The organism is Thiomicrospira sp. R3 (assembly GCF_029581415.1).
Taxonomy (GTDB): Bacteria; Pseudomonadota; Gammaproteobacteria; order Thiomicrospirales; family Thiomicrospiraceae; genus Thiomicrospira.
Map to the genome: position 1 here is coordinate 293,134 of NZ_CP121121.1, position 21,371 is coordinate 314,504.

Here is a 21,371-nt window from a genome sequence, read left to right on the forward strand (position 1 = left end):
TCAACTCAAGGCTTTTTTTAATGCCAAAAGGCTTTGAGAAAAATCAAACCGCTCATCAATTGCTTGACTTAAAAAACTCATTAATTGAGGTTGTTTTTGAATCGCCAAGTCTATCTCCGGGTTCGAACCTTTACGATAGGCTCCAACACTGATTAAGTCTTGATTTTGCTGGTAGAGTGAATAGAGTTTTTTAAATTTTTGCGCTTGTTGATACTGATCTTTGGTTATAAGTTCGATCATTACACGACTGATTGACGACTCAATATCAATGGCGGGATAACGCCCAGAATCGGCAATCGCTCTCGACAATACAATATGCCCATCTAACACCCCCCGCGCTGAGTCCACTACTGGGTCAGACTGATCATCACCTTCAGCCAGTACGGTATAAATAGCGGTTATCGAACCCGAACCTTCCTTACCGTTACCGGCCCGCTCAACTAACTGGGGTAACTTTGCAAATACCGAAGGCGGATAACCTTTGCTCGCAGGTGGCTCGCCTATAGCGAGTGCAATTTCCCGCTGCGCCTGTGCAAAGCGAGTTAACGAGTCCATTAAAAGCAAAACATTCAAACCCTGATCACGAAAATACTCGGCTATCGCCGTAGCCAACATCGCACCATGCATACGCATAAGAGGCGGATCGTCTGCGGGGGTCGCCACCACTACGGCTCGCTTTAGGCCGTCTTCACCCAGGCTCTGGCGCACAAAATCATTTACCTCACGACCACGCTCACCAATCAGTCCAACCACCACCACATCCGCGCTAGTAAATCGAGTCATCATGCCTAACAATACACTTTTACCTACCCCGGTGCCTGCAATCAAACCCATTCGCTGGCCTTGACCTATGGTCAATAAACTATTGATCGCCTTCACACCTACATCCAAGGGTTGCAAAATGGGCTGACGGTGTAACGGGTTAATTCGGTTACCCGTTAAAGAAACAAGGTCATCAGTAACAAGCGAACCTTTAGCATCTAAAGGTTGACCCCGGCCGTCAATAACCCGACCCAACATCGAAAAACCAACCGCAACCTTAACTCCACCGCTCATCGGCATAACGCGTGCATTAGGTGCCAAACCATGGGTTTCCCCTACTGGCATTAAAAACAAGCGATCATTATGAAAACCTACCACCTCAGCAATAACCGAATCACCTGAAGGATGAAAGACGTTACAACGTGCACCAATAGGTGCATAGGTACCCACCACTTCTAATGTCATACCAATCATTCTAACCAATCGCCCCTCAACAACCAGGCCTGGTGCTGTTGGTAAATGGTCATCCACAAAACTGAAGCGCTCGGCCAAGCTAGTATTAAGGTAGTTTTGAAAGCTCATCAGGCGTTAGCATCGCCAGATTGCGATGAAGCATTAGAAGGCTGACTAGCCTGTGTTGATGTTTGAGCATTATCAGCTAACTGACTTGCCAGAACCATGGGCTCAGTTTGTGCTAGTAAGTTAGCTAGCCGCTCACGCCATTGATGGTGTACGATTGAATTAAGCTTTTTAACACGACATTCACCTACTTGAAGCTTTGCGTTGGTTTTTATCAACCAGCCCCTTGAGTGCTCTGCTTGATAATAATTAACCAACTCAACGTCATCAGGATGAAGCTCTATTTCTATATCCGCTTGCTCATCGGGTAACAATAACACCGCTTGCTCAATGAAAGCCAATAACTTTGATTTATCAATAGCAACGGCCTCTTCGGTAATACGTTCCGCTAACTTAATTGCAACAGTACCTAACTGTTCGTAAATACTTGAAGAAATAAGGCCATAGGGATGCCTTAACGAGTCGAGTATCGACTCCAAACGCTCTACCTTTGGCTTTAAGGTTTCCAACGCTTGCTGCTCAGCACGCTCGATACCCAAAGTCTGCCCCATTTCAAAGCCGGCTTGATAGCCAGCTTCATAGCCTTGTTGCTTAGCTTCTTCGTAAGCTTCTCGCTTTAGTATGGCCGTTTGTTTAGCAAGTTTTGGCTGTATTTCTTGCTTTATTTTCTCCAAAACCTCTGCACGCACCGTATCTAATTGCTGTATAGCGTCCCTTTCCAAGTCGACGAACTGCCATTTATGAACATCAGGCGACTTAATCTCTCCAGCTTGCAAAACACGCGTAATGCTATTACCTTTTCCTGCTGAAGCCTTCGATTCATTTGACATGAATTAGATAAACTCCTCACCGCCACCAGGCATCATAACTTTGCCATCATCGGCAAGACGGCGCACGACCTGAATAACACTGCGCTGAGCCTCTTCAACTTCACTCAACTTAACTGGCCCACCCGACTCTAAATCGTCACGCATAATATCGGCTTGGCGCTGAGACATATTGCCAAGAAATTTTTCTTTGAGTTCACTATCTGCACCCTTGATAGCCAAAATAAGCACATCATTAGGCACATCCGCCAGGATAGCCTGAATACCACGATTATCTATACCGATAATGTCATCGAATACGAACATCTTATCTTGAATTGATTTACTAATTTCTTCATGTTCGACCGCAATTTCATCCAAAATTTTGGTATCCATGCCACCACCAATATAGTTGAGTATCTCAGCCGCTCGTTTATCACCACCAATCGAGGCTAGCTTACCGCCCCTACCATCACCTGTTCCAGCTTCGAGCACTCTATTTAAATCAAATAAAGCTCTAGGCTGAATTGTGCTTAATGTGGCAATACGGTAAACCACTTCAGCCTGAAAACGAGCTGGAATACCGTGAAGAATTTCAGCCGCCATATCTGGATCAAAATAAGAAAGGATAATCGCAACCACCTGAGGGTGTTCATTACGCAGCATATTGGATATAGCACTAGGATGCATCCACTTCATTGCTTCCAAGCCTTTAACTTGATCACCAAGCATCGCTGCATCAAGTAAATAACCGCCACCCTCACCTAAGGCATCTGTCATTAAACTTTGAGCATACTCATTCGCGTCTACCCCTAAAGCATCTTCACCGACTAGGTTTAAGAAAGATTTAAGCACGTAATTAACATTTTTGTGACTGATATTTTCCACACCTGTCATCGCTGTTCCTAGCTGCTGAACCTCTCTAGGATTTAAATGCTTCAATACAGAGCCGGCTGCATCCTTGCCGACCGCCATCAAAAGAATAGCCGCTTTATCATAACCTGACAAGCTTGGCTTATCCTCAAACTCTTCTAGCATTGACTCAGCCACCCTCGCCCTCCTGCATCCATTGTTTAATGATCATAGAAGCCAGCTTAGGATCACTTTGCACCAAGGTTTTAACCTTTTCAAACAACTCGGCTTCCTCAGAGTTAGCGGCACCTTTTGCATCTTCTGATACTTGTGCTTGTAATTCCTCATTCATCTTATCTAAAGCCTTAGATATCTCATCACCATCTCTAAGCTCACCCTTCTCATCTTCAACATCTTCTGGATATTCAAGATACAACTCATCTTTTTTCGTTAAATCTCTTAATATAGGGCGTACCACTGCAAAGAAAATAATAAGAATCGCTATAGCGGCCAAAAACTGCTTCATAATGTCCCAAAACCAAGGTTCCTGCCAAAAAGGGGTCGCCTCAAAGAAACCATCATCTGGCTCAACAAAAGACGAGTTTATTAGCGTCAAGGTATCACCTCTCAACTCATCCAAGCCAACGGTATCAATAATTAACCGTCGATAATTTTGCAACTCTTCGTCTGAGTGCGCTTGTCGTTGCAGCACACCATCAACCAAAGTAACCCTATCATCTAACACCACTGCAACAGATAAACGACGAATATTACCTACCGACGTTTTTATATGACTTATTGTGCGATCAATCTCAAAATTTCGCGTGCGCCGCTCAGACATACTTTTTAAATTTGGATCATCCTGTGCACCCGTGAAACCTTCTTCAGGAGCAAGACCTGCTCGTGGAGGCTGATTTGTTAGGGCACCCGGAATGCCGGTAGGACCTTGATTACGATTCAATTCTCTAATTTCTTGCTCCGACCTTATCGCCGATGGGTCCGGTTCGAACAACTCGCGCGTCTGTTCCTGCTGAGTAAAATCAATTTCTGCGGTAACTTGCGCTCTTACCCGTCCCGCCCCACCCACAACCGGGGCAATAAGGCTGACTATACGACTTGTTAAGGTTTCCTCAACAGTACGTGTATATTCCAGCTGACGCATGTTCATTTGCAGCTGCGCTGTTTGATTATTGTTTGACAGTAAATTACCTAGCTGATCCACAACGGTTACATCACGGGGATTGAGATTGGGAATACTCGCTGCTACCAAGTGAACAATAGCTGACACAGCCTGCTCATCCAATGCTCGCCCTGAACGTAATTTAATCACAACAGATGCCGTTGGCGACTCCTGCTTACGAACAAACACCGAGCGTTTTGGTAAACCCAGCATCACTCTGGCCGACTCAACTTGATTTAAGGAGGCCACAGACTTAGCAAGCTCACCTTCTAACGCACGGTGATATTGCGTCGTTTCTCTAAACTGGGAAATCCCAAAACCCTGCTCTCTATCCAATAATTGGTAACCGGTTTCGGTTTGACGTGGATAACCATCTGAAGCAAGTTGAAGCCTTAAAGCATGAACACGATCAGCTGGAACCATCAACGAACCGCTATTCATATCTAACTTGTAATCAACGCGCTGAGAATCAAGAATTTGCGCAACCTCATTCATTTCAGCGGTACTCATATTGCCAAAAAGCAAGGTATACTGTGTCGACTGAGACCACAAAAGAATACCAATAGCTAATGCAACAGAAGCGGATAGCCCGACAATAATGGCTATTTGACGAGCAACAGGAAGGGAAGTAAGATTTTCAACCAGAGTCGATAAAGGTGAGGTGCCAGTTCGCGTATTTAATTTATTATTTATTGACGCAGATTCAGCCATACCACACTCAGTTTAAATTGATTAAAATAGCCGAAGGTATCTAAATATAGCTATTTAGCCTAAATCGGCATATTCATGACATCCTTATAAGCCTCAACAAGCTTATTTCTCACTTGAGTCATCGCCTGAAATGAAAGGCTAGCTTTTTGCGCCTGTAACATCACTTCAGTTAAATCAGCGCCCTCATCCCCGCGTTCAAAAGACTCTCTTAACTCACGTGCTTTATGCTGCTGATTATTAACGCCCTCAACGGATTGCTTCAATAAATCAGCAAAACCCTGCGATCTAGCTTGACCATTTTGTTCAAGCTCAGCGATAGGCATGGGTTTATTTTGCGCTTCGGCCGTTAAGGCGCGCATCTGAAGCATCAAAGACTGTGTATCAATTTTATCCATCAGGGTATACTCAAATAGAACCTAGCGATGTAAATTATCGCATAATTTAAAAAAATAATCGACGAATCGACATAAAACCCATTTAAAACTTCATATTTATACGAAACAAGCAATAAGCACGCCCTATGCCAAAATAATATAACAAGTATAAAGCACTAAATATCTACGCCCTGGTCTTTTAACTTAGCTAGTTTGTAACGTAACGTTCTAGGGCTTAAATTTAAATCTTCCGCCGTTTTTTGTCGATGTCCATTATTTCTTTTCAAAACACTTAAAATCAATTCGGTTTCTCTGGCCTTTAAATCTAGTGTTGACATGGATGCCAAACCGTCATCATCCAACGCATTAATTGTATTTTTCTCTAACTTTATAGTTGGCTGAGGCTCTTTATTCTCAGTTACTTGTACTCCATCATCAAAAACTATATTTGATGCATCAATTTGTTCCCCTCCAACCATAACAAGTGCACGCTGAATAACATTATCTAATTCCCGAATATTACCCGGCCAATCATGAGCAACCAATCTTGACATGGCTTGTTCAGAAAGTTGTGGCCTAGTACAGCGAGAATCACCATGCCTTAACAATAACTTATTGGCTATATTGTAAATATCCTTAGGGCGATCTCTAAGCGCGGGCAAGTGGAGTGGAAAAACATTTAATCTATAAAACAAATCTTCACGAAAACGGCCATCCGTAATGGCTTGCTTCATGTTTATATTAGACGCACTAATAACCCTTATATCTAGCGCAAGCGTCTGCAGTGATCCAATTCGTTCTACCTCACGCTCTTGCAAGACCCTAAGAAGCTTTGCTTGGAGATCAACTCTCATCTCACCTACTTCATCAAGAAAAATGGTTCCCTTATTTGCTTGCTCAAACTTACCTGGCATAGACTTGAGTGCACCGGTAAAAGCCCCTTTTTCATAGCCAAATAAAACCGCTTCTAGCATACTATCAGGAATAGCGGCACAATTGATTGCAACAAATGCTTGATCTTTACGCTCTGATTGCTGATGAATATAGCGCGCTAACACCTCCTTGCCTGTTCCACTCTCACCGGTAATCATGACGCTGGCAGTTGATTTAGCTACACGATTAGCCATGTTTTTTATTTGCACACTTGCCGGATCTGATACAACAAAATCATCCTCTAGCGAGGCATCACGATTAAAATACGCACGTGCTTTTTGAACCAAAACATCCGCTTCGAACGGCTTAACCATGTAATCGACCGCACCGGACTTCATCGCATCAACGGCTTGCTCAATAGTACCGTAGGCAGTCATTAGGACTATTGGCAAATAGGGCTTAAGCGCTCGTATTCGCTTCATCAGACTATAGCCATCCATACCATCCATACGAATATCTGAGAAAACCATTGCAATATCATCATCCAGTGCGACAAGCGCTTGCTCCGCTGAACTAACGGCAGTAACCTCAAGATCATTTAGCGTTAAAATATCAACGAGTGCTTCTTGTAAAGCTGGATCATCTTCAACAACCAAAATCTTAGCTACACTCATTCGCGCCTCTCTCCGTTTTACATATAGGTAATCTTATGCCAAATTTTGCGCCCTTTCCAGGCAGGGATTTGAGCCAAACCTCACCACCATGCGCCTCTGCAATAGTCCGTACAACAGCCAAACCAAGCCCCGTACCTTTTGCTCTGCTAGTGAAAAAAGGTTCAAAAATTTTGTCCTGTACATCTTTAGTAACGCCCGGCCCTTGATCAGTAACAATAAGATCAACCCACTCCTCACCAACCAAAACCATTGAAATCGTAATTTTCGCCCTAAGCCTTACAACATCTATTGCATTAACTACAAGGTTTTGCAAAGCGGTAATGATAGAGTCTCGATCTCCTCGAATCGAAATGCTTTTTGAAACAGGTTCAAGCACTAATTCGCTGTCCGTAGAAAAAACCTGCTGCTCTAGTGACGCCACTAAATCATCTAACAGACTACCAAGATCAATTTGAGCCTGACCCGTGCTACCTCCTTTAGCATATTGCAACATATCCTTTACCAACCCTTCGAGATGCTTTAAGTTGAGTAGCACTTTATGTGTAAACTTCTCGCGTTTATCCAACTCCATGTTTGGGCTTACAAGCTGTGAAACATATAACAAAGCGGCTGCTAAAGGCGTTCGAATTTGATGAGCCAGTGACGCCGCCATTTCGCCCATTGACCTTAAGCGCTGATGCCTATTTACATGATCTTGAAGATGTCTTGCCGCTGTGACATCTTGAATCAACAATATGGTTCCAAAAGCCAGATCGAGCGTAACTTGAGATAACTGATAAACCGTACCGGTATGAGAAACTAATTCCTCAGCGTCATTACGACTAACAAAAACCCGCTTCACGACCTTGTTCCAATTATCTCCTTGCACATCTTGCCCTAATATGGCTTGTGCACTTGGATTCATTTCGATAATTTGATCCTCGGTGTTTAACACGATCACGCCCGCAGGAAGCAAAGTTAATAAGCGTTCCAATCTATCTGCAACACGGTGTTTTTCATGGTCACTTTTCGCTAGCTGAGCCTGTAGATGAACAACCTGATCTTGTAGTGCCTCATAGGCCTGAGTCAACTGGTTAGAGGTTTGATTAAAAAGTACAAAGGCCTGCTCTAACTCAGCCAACCTGTCTTTTTCATTTTGATGCAGCACTGATTTACCCATCTAAGCGACAAACGTTATTATACAAATGATTAATACTAACCCATAACCCTTGACACAAACAAGTTAGTTGTCAATCAATTATACAAATGGATATAAGTCAGCAGAATTGAAAGTCTTAAGGGTAGTAATAGAGGCGGTCGGTAAAGCGCTGATATTTGGCAGAAGAACCCGGTGAAGTGGGACTGCTATAGAAATAGTTTCCAAGTTGTCCTTGAATCGATTCAACTTGAATCTGAAGCTCAGAAACAGAACGCGCTTGTCTTTCTGATGCCTGTTTCTGAGATGCATGCTCGGCACGCATCTCATTCATTTGTTTTTCAAATTGAGTTAGCTTATCTTCAAAGACATTAACTCGAGTAGAAATACTTGATGCCTGCACCAGACCGGTAAAGCCAAATGCCATAATGATGAAAGCCAGAACATTTAGTTTAGTTGCCACATCAAACCTCTACAAAAAAGAAATTAACGATAGTTTGCAGCATCATAACAATTAAACCCAATAGTGCAAACGTCTAACGGTTCTAGAATCCGCTGTTTGTTTTGACCCGTGTAAACGAAGACATCTTCAAAAAAGTCACGATCAACAAACACTTCTAGAACAGTTTCGTAATTATTATCCGCCATTGGTGTAATACTTACAATACGTGCTCCTCTCACCACTGCATTAACTCTTGCTCTAAAGCTATCATTTTGAGCAGTCAAGGTGGCTACCGATGTATTACTATCAATCTTTATACCATAAATCTGCTCAGCCAATGCTCGATATGCATCAAGTTTTGAGGCGCGAATCGCCATTAATCGACGTTGGCCATCGGTAAAGCCGTCAAAGTTATTTTCGGCGCCAAAACCCACACCTGTTATCTTGATCCGCTCTTGACTTCTACGCTCTGTAATAATCACCTGAGAGGGTAAGGATCGTAATTGACCAACATTTGCGCTTTCTGCCGTTTTTTGTTTCTCCAAAATAGCATTTGCCAAACGTTGAATATCACCATCACTTAAAGCTGACGAGGAATTTTTTGCCTCAGTTTTAATTAAATGACCGCCATGACGATCATACCCGCTATCAGATGACTTAAATTCTGGCTGAGATTCACACCCCATTAAAGCTAGAGAGCTCAAAAATCCAACTGCCACTAAATACTTTTTCATGTCCACTACTCCACTACTTTACTATTTTATAAATAATTACAAAAACACTCAACAATCCACTACTAGGGATAAATACTACCATGACCCGACTGATGAATCAGCCCCGTTGGAACCGGGGCTTGATATCGATACCCAGTGCCTCGCGTATTTGATTTTTCTGCAGAAACCTCACCAGAGGACTTGTCTTTTGGGGTTGAATCACTCACGGTTAGCTGTTTTTCTAACAGCGTCTTTTCTACTGACTTGACTGCCTGCAATACTGAACCCTGCTGCGTTTGCATGCTGGTTACACGATTATTAATTTCTACAATTCGTCTTTGTGCTACGGCTAGATTTCTTGCTAGGCTATCAATTTTTGCCTCAGCACTCGTTGAAACAGTGGGGGCAGTGACTGGCTGAGCTGGCTGCTCATTAGCCATTGGCGCCCCTCCTCTCAAAACCATTGTATTGGTAGGATTTTGCGACATAACATCCGCACTCAGCTGCTCAACCTGAAAACTAACCGCATCTAACTTGCGATTAAGCTCTCGTAAGGAACGCTCATTAGCCTGAGCCGCTACACGTGTTATTTCAAGCTCTTCTTTAACGTCCAATAAACTAGATTCTAGTGTCGAATCTGTTTTAGATCCAAATGCAGCCCAGGAAGCCATAACAATAGCAATAATGACCAATACACTTAGACCTAAACCAAACCCAATAAGCATTTTTTTGATTGAATCCATCTCTTCCACCGTAAGTTCATCTGATTTATGAGCACCCTGTGCTCGTCTTGCAATAAAGTCATCTGTATCATCTTGCAACTGCCGACTTCTAGGCGAACCAACCTCCGGCATCGCCATAGCCGCTGATGCATTACTCGTTGACTCAAAATCACTCTCATCTAAATCAAGCATGTCATTGAGCGCTTGTTCTTCTACGGCACTCAGCTCTGGATCAATTGCAACCTCCTCGGCTAATTCATCTTCCGCTTGAGTAGATTCTGATAGCTGCTCATCTTGAGACGCAGCGATCGCCTGTTTCTCTGAGGGCTGAGGATTCCCTTCATCCAACTCATTAAGGTCAAACTCCGCTTCGTCTAATAACGCATCAATACTATCTAGATCATTAGGATCGATTGTTTTGTTCGCTTCAGCCACTCGTTTCTATAACCTCAGAAATTAAAGACCTATCGGGTCTTGATATATTTCATCTAAGATCGTCCGTCTTAAACGATCCTGATTTAAAAAAAATAGAGTAGGTAAAAAGTGATATTTTCCGGATTCATCAACAACCAGCGTATACCTATCAGTAGACACCTGAAAAGGAATAGAATGGTCAGCATTATTCACCAGGGACACCACCGATTCAGCTAAAGCATGAAACAGGCCAACCTCTAAACCATCAGAATTATTTTTCAACCCTGAACGAAGCTGTTGACTAAAATGCGCAGGAAACCATGCATAGGTTTTCTGCCAGGAAGATTGACTCGACAGGAATGCATTTATATCGGGCAATTCACTAGGTATCCATAGAAAAGTAATGTCTCTGCCATAAAAGTTCAGCAGTGGTTTTATTTGCAATGCCTGCTGCTGAGAAAGCACACCGATCAATAGATGCTTGTCGCGCCTTACATAGGCTTCAAAATGCAAATTTCTGCCCAAAGTGCGCTGAAGCCAGTTATAACGCACATTAGATTGACCCGCACCTAAAGCCAGCCCAAGTGTTGTATCTGCGCCCCCCTCTAAATTAAAATGCGCAATTTGCTGACTTGAAACCCCTTGATGCAGGTAAAGCGTTTCCACTTCAGTCATCAGATTGTTTGCAAAACCGGATTTATCGGTTAGCCAGATGAGTGTATTAACGTCCAGCTTAGACAGCATAGGCTTAAGTGCCTGAGAGTAGACAGCTGAATTCGAGGCAGGTGTCCTTAAATAAGGCCCGAAAGAATCTAAGCTACTAAAACTAATACTTGGAACCTGGATATTGTGTTGATAAAAGGCCTCGGCTTTTTGCCTCTCTAAAGGGCCTATTATTAGACCGGGGCTAAAAAGTTCAACCAAGCGCACCAATTCGCTGACATCATGATACAAGTCTGTATCAACAATGTGCAACCTTCGATTAGCAAAGGCTTGATTAAACTCATCGACAATAGCATTAGATGCTTGCGCCAAACCACTCGACATAGGTAACAAAACTACAATATCACGGGCTACAGCCGCCGCCCTAAAACCCAGTTCAACCTCGGGTAGATTATTGAGTAAGCGCTGTTGATGAATAAGACCTTCGTATCTAGACCTAAACTTTTCAGGCACAGGCTTTTGCGAAAGCTGGTACATATTAACCAAAAAAACCCCTCTTTCGCCATTACGCAACGCAATTTCAGTTCTAAGCAAAAGAATTTCAAAATCTAACAGCGCTATTCTTTGCTGTGCAGACAGTTGATTGTCGGCAAAGCTTGCCGAGCTTATACCACTGATGATGACGAGGACTAAAGTGATAAAAACAGATCGCTTTAGTGCTAAAAATAAGCCCTTCAAACCAGTCATTAAACACACCTTACAAAGACTTCTCCAACAGCTCATATACATCGTTGGATTGTACTTTAGATTTTAAAATAGCTAATTGCTCACGCATCAAGGCTTGGCGTTCAGGGTCAAAACGACGCCATTGCATCAAAGGCACCAACATTCTTGCCGCCACTTGAGGATTAATGCTATCCAACTTGATAATTTGCTCTGCCAACCAAGCATAAGCTGCGCCATCTTTGCGATGGAACGCAATGATGTTTTGACGACAAAAAACACCGATTAAACTACGCACACGATTTGGGTTGTGATAACTAAATTTAGCGTGCTGGGTAAGTGTTTGAACAACATCAAACGCAACGTCTCTTTGTGCAGCAGCTTGAATAGCAAACCACTTATCCAACACCAAGGGCTCAGCCTGATATTGATGATAAAAATCAGCAAATACCTTATCGACTGATGGCGAGCAATAATTTGCCAAACACTCTAATGCCGCTTGAACATCAGTCATATTAGCCTGTTGATAATATTGCTGCTCAGCACGGATTCTACTCTGCTCTGAACCAAGTGAAGCTAAATAGACGAGGCATGTATTTTTCATCAAACGCTGCGCTATTTGAACCTTGTCATAGCGATAGTGCTCATCGGAGACACACAGACTATAAAGATGATTTAATTCCACCTCAAACCGCTGAGCCAATGCCTTTTTCATTTTCTGATGTACATAAAACATAACATCAATATCGACTTGGGCGTATTGCTCGATGAAATAATTAAAATCGGGTAGTGTTAATGAATAGGCTAGCAACGCCAAGTCTGTAGCGCCATTATCACTCGCCTGAGACAACAATTGACCAAATAAATCGGCATAAAGGCGACCCAGTTCATAACTTTGCTGTTGTTGAATCCGCTCCACATTACGCATCAAGTCTATCAACGCTAGACGCTGTGTCGATTCCCAACGGTTAAAACTATCGCTATCATGACAAGCTAAAAAAGCCAATTCTGATTCTTCATACGCATAGTCCATAATAATAGGCGCTGAAAAACCTCTTAACAAGGACAGGTGCGGTGGTTGTTTAAAGCCTGTAAACCTAAACGTTTGGTTAGGCGCTGTAATGTTCAAAATCAAGCTTTGGCCTTCAACACTTATGCAAGAGGCTGTGTTCTCACATAACTTAGGAATAATCGCTTCACCTTGATCATTCAAAAAACCCATCTTAAATGGAATTAAAAACGGCAAAAACGAAGCAGAACCTGGCAAAGTTTGCGTAAAGTCAAGGTCAACCTGCCCCCTTTCAGCATCCAAACGACAGCTCACATTCAAATGGGGCGTTCCTGCTTGAATATACCAGGCCTGCATTTGATCAAGATTTACATCATTGGCATCCGCCATGGCCTGACGAAAATCTTCTATGGTAACCGCTTGACCATCATGACGACTGAAATAAAGGTCCATACCTTTTCTAAACCCAGCCCTGCCCAGTAGGGTTTGATACAGCCGAACAACTTCAGCCCCTTTTTCATAAACGGTCAGAGTGTAAAAGTTATTCATCTCTATATAAGATTGTGGCTGAATAGGATGAGCCATTGGACCGGCATCTTCAGCGAACTGATGACTACGCAAACGTCTCACATCCTCAATACGTTTAACCGCTGCTGACAAACGCTCAGCCGTGAACTCCTGATCTCTAAAAACAGTGAGACCTTCCTTCAGCGTTAATTGAAACCAATCTCGACAGGTAACACGATTGCCCGTCCAATTATGAAAATACTCATGCGCAATCACCGCCTCCACGCCCTCAAAATCAACATCTGTTGCCGTTTGAGAATCGGCCAAGACATACTTTGAGTTGAAAATATTTAACCCTTTATTCTCCATTGCGCCCATATTAAAGTCATCAACAGCGACAATCATGTAAATATCCAGGTCATAAATCAAACCAAAACGTGTTTCATCCCAGCGCATCGCATGAATCAATGAATCCATGGCGTGACGACATCGAGCCAGATGATGCGAGTCCGTATAAATACACAACTTGATTACTCGCCCGTCGGCCGCTATAAACTGGTCGTCTAAGGAAACCAAATCCCCTGCAACCATTGCAAATAAATAACAGGGCTTTTTAAAAGGATCATGCCAAACGGCAAAATGCTTTCCATCCGCTAAATCACCAGACGCAACAAGATTCCCGTTTGACAATAAAACGGGATAATCTTTCTTATTGGCAATCATTTTGGTTTTATAGACCGTCATGACATCCGGTCGATCAAAAAAATAGGTGATACGTCTAAAGCCTTCCGCTTCACACTGGGTGCAAAAATTTCCCGATGACAAATACAAACCTTCTAGTGCGGTGTTTGCAGTCGGATTAAGAAGGGTAATAATTTCCAACTCAAGCTCACTGTCATAACTGCTTAACACCAGGTATTGAGGCGTAATAGAATAATCACAAGCGGGTAAAAGCTGACCATTTAACCTAATTTCTTCCAATATCAAGCCTTCGCCATTTAGCTTAAACACCTGTGCTTGAGTGGATCCTAGCGCTAAACCTCGACGCTTAATATGCATGCGATTAGTGACTCTTGTTGCCGTTGGCTCCAATTCAAAAACCAAGTCCACCGACGTGACTTCAAAATCGCATACTTGATAATCACTTAAATAATTTACTTTTGCATCTACTGACATCGCTTATCTACCTGTTCTTAAAAACAAAAAAGCCCTCCATTTGGAGGGCTATCACACAGATTAAGTTAACCTTAATAAACAAACTCTGCACGACGGTTTTTCTGCCAGGCCTGCTCGTTACTCATATCCACTAATGGCATGTCCTTCCCAAAACTAATAACATTAAGTCTATTCGGGTTTACACCTTGCGCAACCAAGGCATCCTTGACGGCATTGGCTCGACGTTCACCTAAGGCTAGGTTATATTCACGGGTACCGCGCTCATCAGAATGACCTTCAATAGTTAAACGTGCATTCCGATTTAATTCCAGATACTGCGCATGCTTTTTAAGCAAATCCATATACTCAGGTTTAATTTCGGCGCGATCAAATTCAAAGTGCACTCGTTTACCTTGAAGACTAGCAAACAATTGCGCCACTTTTGCTTCATTGTCTTGCGTTAAGGCATCTGCTTTTAAAGGTTTAGATGTCGCTACTGCACCTGTAGAAGCTTGCGGAACTGTGGGGGTTGAAACGGTTTCAACATCGTCAGACGTGGGCGTTGAGCTACAACCGACCGCAAACAACCCAAGCAATGAAACCACTGCTACATTTCTAATACGTAAAAAACCCATACTACACCTCAAAGTGTTTAAAAAAAAATTCACCAAGATCATAACAAAACAAACTGGAGTGTCAACACTTTTTCGTACCTAGATTTTCTTCAATTGCTTTTAGTCGGTCTAGTCGCATTCTCTCGAATTTGGCAGGTGGAATATAACCATTCGAACTGTGTGGTCTGATATGGTTGTAGTGCCCCATATATTCCGAAACTAGCCAACGCATTTCTTGTTGGTCGATTAACTTTTTGAGCTGGTAAACGGTTTCTGTTTTGAAAGATTTAAAGAAGCTCTCAATAACCGCATTGTCCCAACAATTTCCCCGCCGACTCATGCTTTGCTTAATGCCCCAATGAGCCATCAATTTGCGGTAAGCGTGACTGATAAACTGACTACCTTGATCCGTGTGAACCATCAGTCCTTTAGGGGGCTTACGATTCCATAAAGCTCTTTTTAACGCGGTCTCAATGAGCTCTGAACGCATATGCGTTTCTAATGCCCAGCCAACCACTTTTCTTGAGTAAAGGTCAATATAAGTGGCCAAGTACATCCAGCCTTGCTGGGTTTTAATTTGTGTTATGTCACCGACCCATACTTGGTTGAGGTAGCTGACTTTGAATGCTCGATTGAGCAGGTTCGGCTTTATTTTTGGATCATTAATCGCCGCACTGTTGGCTTTCTTAAACTTCTTACGTGTGTGGACAATTAAACCTTGTTTTCGCATGATTATTGCGATTTTGCGCCGACTCATCGTCACATTCTTTTCGTCGGCTAAATAACCTTTTATACCCCTAGCGCCTGCATTTCCTTTTAAAGTGGCGAAAACCTCTTTAATTAAGTCAGCATTATTTTTTTGTTCGCTCGCCTTATCAGTCTGGTCTAGTTTTAGCCAGCCATTAAAGCTGCTGACGGGCACTTTTAATACCTTACACATTAGTGCAAGCAGGAACTCTTCTCGATGCTTTTGTATCCAGGCATACTTCACTTCTCGAGACTGGCAAAGTATGCGGTGGCTTTTTTAAGATGTCGCGCTCCATCTTGGCTTGAGCGAGTTCCTTTTTAAGCCGTTTATTTTCTTGTTCTAGAGATTCTGATTGTTTTGGAATTACGGCCAAATCATGTTTTAGTTTGTGAGAGCGAACCCATGTGTAAACAACAGTAACGGGTAGCTCATAATCTCTTGCGGCTTGGGCTGAACTTCTTCCGCTATTAACGATGGCGTCAATAACTTCTTTTTTGAGTTCAGTGTCGTATTTTGCATTGGCCATTTCGGGTCTCCTTAGATGATTATTTTATAACATCATCTAGGTACGAAATAGTGTAACCATTCCAAACCGCGTCTAGGGTTAAGTTACCTATCTAAGCTTAAAAATAAAAAAAACCCGACGCAAAGGTCGGGTCAAGCGGGCTACATTAGAAAACCGACAATTTCGACTCTCTATCACTCGTTAGTCATTTAAACACAGCCCGACTACGTAAATCTTGATCAACATCAAGTCTGTAACCGAAAACCGCAAATTCTTAGGGTTAAAAAATAGCCCCGAATTAACAACCACTAAGCCCGTTTAACCACCGCACATTTGTCCGAGATTAACTGATTTTCATCCGCTAATCGAGATAACGCGGCCATATCAATAATCTCAATATCCTTACGTTTCCACTGAACAATTTTTTGCTCTGACAATTTTGCCAAAATCCGAGAAAACGTTTCTGGGGTTAAACCTAGAAACTGCGCAACTTCACGGTGCAATACACCAAATCTAAACTCTGTGTGCTTATACCCGCGATTTAAAAACCGCTGTGATAGGTACCAAATAAAATAGGCCACCCGCTGATCGGCATTTCGTTTTGATAAGATTTCGGAATGAATTCGGCTATCGTTAATCCCCCTACTCATCAAACATAGCAACTGATGGTTGAGTGCTGGGATTTGTAATGCAAGACGTTCAAGCTGATCAAAAGGCAAGGTACATACCGAGGTATTTTCTAGGGCTAGAGCATTGCATTGATAGAATAAATCTTGCAAGCCATCCATGCCAATAACATCACCCGGTAAATAAAAGCCTATAACCTGCTCTTCACATTGTTGGGTAATATTGTAAACCTTGACCCCTCCTGCCTTAATGGCATAGAGGTTATCAAAGGTTTGGCCTGCCTTATATAGGTGCTGACCCTTACTAAGACGTGGGGTTCTTTCAACAATAGAATCTAATCTCAACATATCTGAGCGAACCAAACCAGTAGGAAAACAAATTTTTTGCAACCCGCAACTTGTGCAGCCTGAACTATGCATCGGTCTTAACTTATTCACATTGTATCCTTAATTCAAATTCTTAACCATTGATTTTAACGATTAAGCTAAGTGCTGTCACCTATTAGCCACCAAGCTATTTTTAATGCAAACATAAAAAAAATTATCTCACACCTCAAGCAAGGGGATTTTTTATTGTAATTGACTATTTTTTAAGCGACCCTAAAGATGTGGGCTAAAACAAAGTACTTAGCTGGGCTTCAAACTTTTCATCAACAAACTTATCCACAGGTTATGTGGATAAAAAATAATTAGGCCACATGAAACAAAACAAAATAAACCTTACATTTCAATAACTTAAGAAAGTCAATACACCAAACTCATTCTTTGCAAACTTAACAAGTTTAATGTTATTCACCTCTTGACAGAAGCTATTAACAGGCTTTTATTAAAATAAATATGCGGTTAAACAACGTGAATAAAAACTTTTTAAATCTAAAAATTGTTAGAATTCAAGCACGTATTATTAGGGCTAACGTTTATGAACGCAGATCACCTCTATGCAAACTGTAAACGCTGGGTTATTTTAACACTTTTGGTTTTTACCACCCAGGGTTGCAGCTCAGACCACTTAATAGAACAAACTTTTTACACATTTGGTACTGAAGTCACCATTCAAATTAACCACCCTGACAAACAAAAAGCGCAACAAGCTATTTATGATATTGAGCAGGCCTTCTACCAAATCAACCAAGACTGGCACGCTTGGAATCCAGATTCGATGCTATCGCATATAAATCAAGCGATTGCTCAGGGTCAGCGTTTTAAAGTGGATCAACAAACCAAAAACTTTATTATTAAAAACCAATTGCATAGCCAGCAAAGCGACAGTCTTTTTGATCCAGCGATAGGCGGACTCATTGCATTATGGGGATTTCAAGGCCAAACAAACCCTAGTCCACCCAGCTATGAACAGCGCCAGGCCTGGTTAAACACGCGCCCATCTATTAAAGATATTTATTTTATCGACCAAGAAATGGCCAGTTATAACCCACAGGTAAAACTGGATTTTGGTGGCAGTGCCAAAGGGCTTGCGATGGACAAAGCCGGCGAAATACTTCAAGGCTATAAAATTACCCATGCACTCATTAACATTGGGGGAGATATCAAAGTACTGGGTCAAAAATCTAACAAGCAGGCCTGGTTAATTGGGCTACAAAATCCCAAAAACCCATCCGAGGTCCTTGCTCGAATTCAACCCCATGACCAACAGCATGTTTTTACCTCTGGCACCTATCAGCGCTACTTTGAATGGCAAGGGCATCGCTACAGTCACATTATTAACCCTAACACCGCTTGGCCCGCTGATACCTTTGCTTCGGTTACTGTTATTCATAATGACGCTGTTTTAGCAGATATTGCGGCCACCGCTCTAATGATAGCTGGGCCAAGCGATTGGCAAAGGCTTTCAAGCCAACTCAATATAGATAAGGTAATCACTGTTGACCAAAAAGGCAATATACAGATGACCCCAGCTATGAGCAAACTAGCAGAACTGACTGATCGTAAAAAATTTGCATCATCATCACCAGATAAGTAACCCGCTTAACGCTGGTTTATTCTATAATTGAGAAATGAAATTAACACATAGCTTACAACATCAGTTTTTGATTGCCATGCCCAGTTTAAATAACACTTGGTTTGAAAAAACCGTCATTTATATGGTCGATGATAACGAAAAAGGCAGCACAGGCCTGGTCATCAATAAACCCCATAATCTAAGCATTCTTAAATTACTAGAACATTTCCATATTTTTGGCAACCAAGCCAGTCCACTGATGAAACGCACCGTAATGATGGGCGGGCCAATCGAAACGGAGCGCGGCTTTATTTTGCACCAACCGGCGGGAAAATGGCAAAATACCATTAACATCACACCCCATTTAGGCCTAACGGTGTCAGAAGATTTTTTGGAAGCGATCAAGCTCGATAGCGCACCTAAAGACTTTTTAGTGTGTTTAGGCAGTGCAACCTGGAACAAAGGGCAGCTCGCGAATGAAATAAAAAACAACAGCTGGATTACTGCACCTTTTAATGCCAGCTTGATGTTTGAGACACCCATTGAAAAACGCTGGAAAGTGGCGCTCGGAATGCTAGGCATATCACCCGAATTTTTAAGTGCCGAGGTGGGTCATGCTTAATAGTCATACAGCTTCAGATCAAAATCCGAACAACTTACCCCCCAACTTTAAAGGCCAGATTGAAGGCTTAGTGATGGGCTTTGACTTTGGACTTAAACGCATAGGTATTGCAACAGGACAAACCATCACGGCCACCGCTACACCACAAACAACACTTTTTAGTCGCGACGGCGTGCCTGACTGGGATAGCATCAGCAAACTGATTAATGAATGGCAACCCAAAGCCCTGATTGTGGGTCTGCCCTTGCGCTTAGATGGCTCTGAACAACCCTTTACCCAACACGCCCGCAAGTTTGGTCAACGGCTACATGGCCGCTACCAAAAACCGGTGTTTTTTGTTGAAGAACAACTCAGCTCCTTAGAAGCCGAACAGCGCAACCTAAAACACCAACACCGAACCCAAAACCAAATTGACGCGCATGCCGCTCAAATTATCCTCCAAAACTGGCTAGAGGCTTTATGACCCCCATTCAAGATATTAACCCATTACTCGATCAACTCTGTGATCAAATTCAACAGCACCCCCGTTTTACAAACGATATCAAAATGCTGGGTATTCGAACTGGCGGCGAATGGATTGCACAAGCCTTGCACCAACGACTTGGCCTACCCGAACCCTTAGGGATTTTAGATAGCTCATTTTATCGAGATGATTTTGCTTCGGTGGGTCTGCACCATGAAGTCCAGCCTTCGATTATTCCTTGGGATTTAGACAACCAAAACGTGTTTTTAGTTGACGACGTTCTCTATACCGGCCGCACCACGCGCGCCGCGATGAACGAGTTATTTGACTATGGACGCCCTGCTTCGATTACCTTGGTGACACTGGTGGATCGTAAAGGCTGTCGTCAGCTGCCCATCCAACCCGATATCAGCGCACTGCAACTAGAATGCCACCAAACGGTAAAATTACATGGCCCCACTCCCCTAACCCTGTCTTTGATTGACCCAGCGGAGACCGATTTATGAGCCCACGTTTATCCAGCCCTAACCTACAACTCAACGAACAAGGCAAACTCAAACATTTCTTGAGCCTTGAAGGCTTAAAGCCGCACCATCTCACCGAGATTTTGGATACCGCCGAATCCTTTATCAACCCACAGACCAGCGAAATCAAAAAGGTACCGTTGCTACGTGGCAAAACAATTATGAATCTTTTCTTTGAGCCAAGCACTCGAACCCTCACCACGTTTGAGATTGCCGAGAAACGCTTATCAGCCGATGTATTGAACCTAAATATCAATACCTCCGCGACCAAAAAAGGAGAATCGCTGCTCGATACCCTGTGGAATCTTGAATCGATGCAAGCCGATATGTTCGTTATTCGCCATGCTGAAAGTGGTGCGGCGCATTTTTTTGCGCGCCACGTCGCGCCGCATGTGCATGTGATGAATGCTGGTGACGGTCAACATGCCCACCCAACTCAAGCCATGCTGGATATGTTTACCATTCGCAAACTCAAAGGCGATATTTTTGATTTAAAAGTAGCGATTGTCGGTGACATTTTACATTCGCGCGTGGCACGTTCACAAATTCAAGCGCTCAGCATGTTAGAGGCGCGTGAAATCCGCGTGATTGGCCCTAAAACATTGATTCCGCCGTTTCCTGAAGCGCTCGGTGTGCATGTCTATCACGATATGAAATCGGGCTTAGACGATGTCGATGTCGTAATTATGCTCCGACTTCAAAGCGAACGCATGAAAGGGGCACTGCTACCGAGTGAAAAAGAATACTTCAACCTCTATGGTCTCACCGAGCAGCGACTATCTTTTGCTAAACCCGATGCGATTGTGATGCACCCAGGGCCAATCAACCGAGGGGTTGAGATTGATTCCGCAGTCGCTGATGGCGCTCAATCAGTTATCTTACAACAAGTCACCTACGGCATCGCGGTACGCATGGCGGTGATGGCGATTATTATGAGCAATGCCGCTCAACTTGCCCAATCGCAAAATGAAACCGCATTCGCCAACCCCCTAGAAAAAGCAGAAAGGGAGGCATAATA

At 42.9% G+C, this 21,371-nt stretch carries 21 protein-coding genes; 5 read left to right on the plus strand and 16 right to left on the minus strand.

From position 1 onward, the window contains the following. From fliI to P8S55_RS01575, 16 genes are all read right to left on the minus strand, one after another. Positions 1-1,344 carry a flagellar protein export ATPase FliI gene (fliI, locus tag P8S55_RS01500; protein ID WP_289224531.1) on the minus strand — a complete coding sequence of 448 codons (1,344 nt, stop codon included), beginning with the start codon at positions 1,342-1,344 and terminating at the stop codon, positions 1-3. Further along, positions 1,344-2,171 (minus strand): FliH/SctL family protein, encoded by an 828-nt coding sequence (locus P8S55_RS01505; RefSeq protein WP_289224532.1) that lies wholly within the window; start codon positions 2,169-2,171, stop codon positions 1,344-1,346. Before P8S55_RS01505 ends, fliI begins: the two co-directional genes overlap by 1 nt. A 3-nt stretch (positions 2,172-2,174) precedes the next feature. Next, positions 2,175-3,197 (minus strand): flagellar motor switch protein FliG, encoded by a 1,023-nt coding sequence (gene fliG / locus P8S55_RS01510; RefSeq protein ID WP_289224533.1) that lies wholly within the window; start codon positions 3,195-3,197, stop codon positions 2,175-2,177. Continuing rightward, positions 3,190-4,890, minus strand: coding sequence for a flagellar basal-body MS-ring/collar protein FliF (gene fliF / locus P8S55_RS01515; protein ID WP_289224534.1), 1,701 nt, complete (start codon positions 4,888-4,890; stop codon positions 3,190-3,192). The genes fliG and fliF overlap by 8 nt, the downstream gene beginning before the upstream one ends. A 59-nt stretch (positions 4,891-4,949) precedes the next feature. After that, positions 4,950-5,285 carry a flagellar hook-basal body complex protein FliE gene (gene fliE, locus P8S55_RS01520; protein ID WP_289224535.1) on the minus strand — a complete coding sequence of 112 codons (336 nt, stop codon included), beginning with the start codon at positions 5,283-5,285 and terminating at the stop codon, positions 4,950-4,952. 155 nt (positions 5,286-5,440) lie between these two features. Then, positions 5,441-6,811, minus strand: a complete 1,371-nt coding sequence (locus P8S55_RS01525; protein WP_289224536.1) for a sigma-54-dependent transcriptional regulator — start codon at positions 6,809-6,811, stop codon at positions 5,441-5,443. Then, on the minus strand, positions 6,798-7,958 hold the full coding sequence (locus tag P8S55_RS01530; protein ID WP_289224537.1) for a sensor histidine kinase: 1,161 nt from the start codon (positions 7,956-7,958) through the stop codon (positions 6,798-6,800). The genes P8S55_RS01525 and P8S55_RS01530 overlap by 14 nt, the downstream gene beginning before the upstream one ends. Before the next feature lie 127 nt (positions 7,959-8,085). After that, on the minus strand, positions 8,086-8,409 hold the full coding sequence (locus P8S55_RS01535; protein ID WP_289224538.1) for a hypothetical protein: 324 nt from the start codon (positions 8,407-8,409) through the stop codon (positions 8,086-8,088). Between the two features lie 23 nt (positions 8,410-8,432). After that, the gene (locus P8S55_RS01540) at positions 8,433-9,122 is read right to left on the minus strand and encodes an LPP20 family lipoprotein (protein WP_289224539.1); all 690 of its coding nucleotides are present in this window, start codon (positions 9,120-9,122) and stop codon (positions 8,433-8,435) included. Positions 9,123-9,184: 62 nt separating this feature from the next. Further along, positions 9,185-10,258 carry a hypothetical protein gene (locus tag P8S55_RS01545; protein ID WP_289224540.1) on the minus strand — a complete coding sequence of 358 codons (1,074 nt, stop codon included), beginning with the start codon at positions 10,256-10,258 and terminating at the stop codon, positions 9,185-9,187. 21 nt (positions 10,259-10,279) lie between these two features. Then, entirely contained in the window at positions 10,280-11,647 is a 1,368-nt protein-coding gene (locus P8S55_RS01550; protein ID WP_289224541.1) for a type 1 periplasmic-binding domain-containing protein, read from the minus strand. A gap of 10 nt (positions 11,648-11,657) precedes the next feature. Next, complete coding sequence (gene pepN, locus P8S55_RS01555) at positions 11,658-14,315, minus strand: aminopeptidase N (protein WP_289224542.1); 2,658 nt, start codon at positions 14,313-14,315, stop codon at positions 11,658-11,660. 71 nt (positions 14,316-14,386) lie between these two features. After that, positions 14,387-14,929, minus strand: coding sequence for a peptidoglycan-associated lipoprotein Pal (gene pal, locus P8S55_RS01560; protein ID WP_289224543.1), 543 nt, complete (start codon positions 14,927-14,929; stop codon positions 14,387-14,389). A gap of 61 nt (positions 14,930-14,990) precedes the next feature. Then, entirely contained in the window at positions 14,991-15,899 is a 909-nt protein-coding gene (locus P8S55_RS01565; RefSeq protein WP_289224544.1) for an IS3 family transposase, read from the minus strand. After that, positions 15,841-16,182 (minus strand): transposase, encoded by a 342-nt coding sequence (locus P8S55_RS01570; RefSeq protein WP_289223656.1) that lies wholly within the window; start codon positions 16,180-16,182, stop codon positions 15,841-15,843. Before P8S55_RS01570 ends, P8S55_RS01565 begins: the two co-directional genes overlap by 59 nt. A gap of 287 nt (positions 16,183-16,469) precedes the next feature. Beyond that, positions 16,470-17,225, minus strand: coding sequence for a helix-turn-helix domain-containing protein (locus P8S55_RS01575; protein WP_289224545.1), 756 nt, complete (start codon positions 17,223-17,225; stop codon positions 16,470-16,472). 481 nt (positions 17,226-17,706) lie between these two features. On the opposite strand from P8S55_RS01575, the gene P8S55_RS01580 reads away from it, so the two are divergent. Genes P8S55_RS01580 through P8S55_RS01600 form a run of 5 tightly spaced genes read left to right on the plus strand, consistent with a single transcriptional unit; the run spans position 17,707 to position 21,369 of the window. After that, on the plus strand, positions 17,707-18,765 hold the full coding sequence (locus tag P8S55_RS01580) for an FAD:protein FMN transferase (protein ID WP_289224546.1): 1,059 nt from the start codon (positions 17,707-17,709) through the stop codon (positions 18,763-18,765). Positions 18,766-18,799: 34 nt separating this feature from the next. Continuing rightward, positions 18,800-19,366, plus strand: coding sequence for a YqgE/AlgH family protein (locus P8S55_RS01585; protein WP_289224547.1), 567 nt, complete (start codon positions 18,800-18,802; stop codon positions 19,364-19,366). Then, on the plus strand, positions 19,359-19,829 hold the full coding sequence (ruvX, locus tag P8S55_RS01590; protein WP_503010379.1) for a Holliday junction resolvase RuvX: 471 nt from the start codon (positions 19,359-19,361) through the stop codon (positions 19,827-19,829). Before P8S55_RS01585 ends, ruvX begins: the two co-directional genes overlap by 8 nt. Continuing rightward, positions 19,826-20,335, plus strand: coding sequence for a bifunctional pyr operon transcriptional regulator/uracil phosphoribosyltransferase PyrR (gene pyrR / locus P8S55_RS01595; protein ID WP_289224548.1), 510 nt, complete (start codon positions 19,826-19,828; stop codon positions 20,333-20,335). Before ruvX ends, pyrR begins: the two co-directional genes overlap by 4 nt. After that, positions 20,332-21,369, plus strand: a complete 1,038-nt coding sequence (locus P8S55_RS01600; RefSeq protein ID WP_289224549.1) for an aspartate carbamoyltransferase catalytic subunit — start codon at positions 20,332-20,334, stop codon at positions 21,367-21,369. The genes pyrR and P8S55_RS01600 overlap by 4 nt, the downstream gene beginning before the upstream one ends. Positions 21,370-21,371 lie beyond the last annotated feature (2 nt).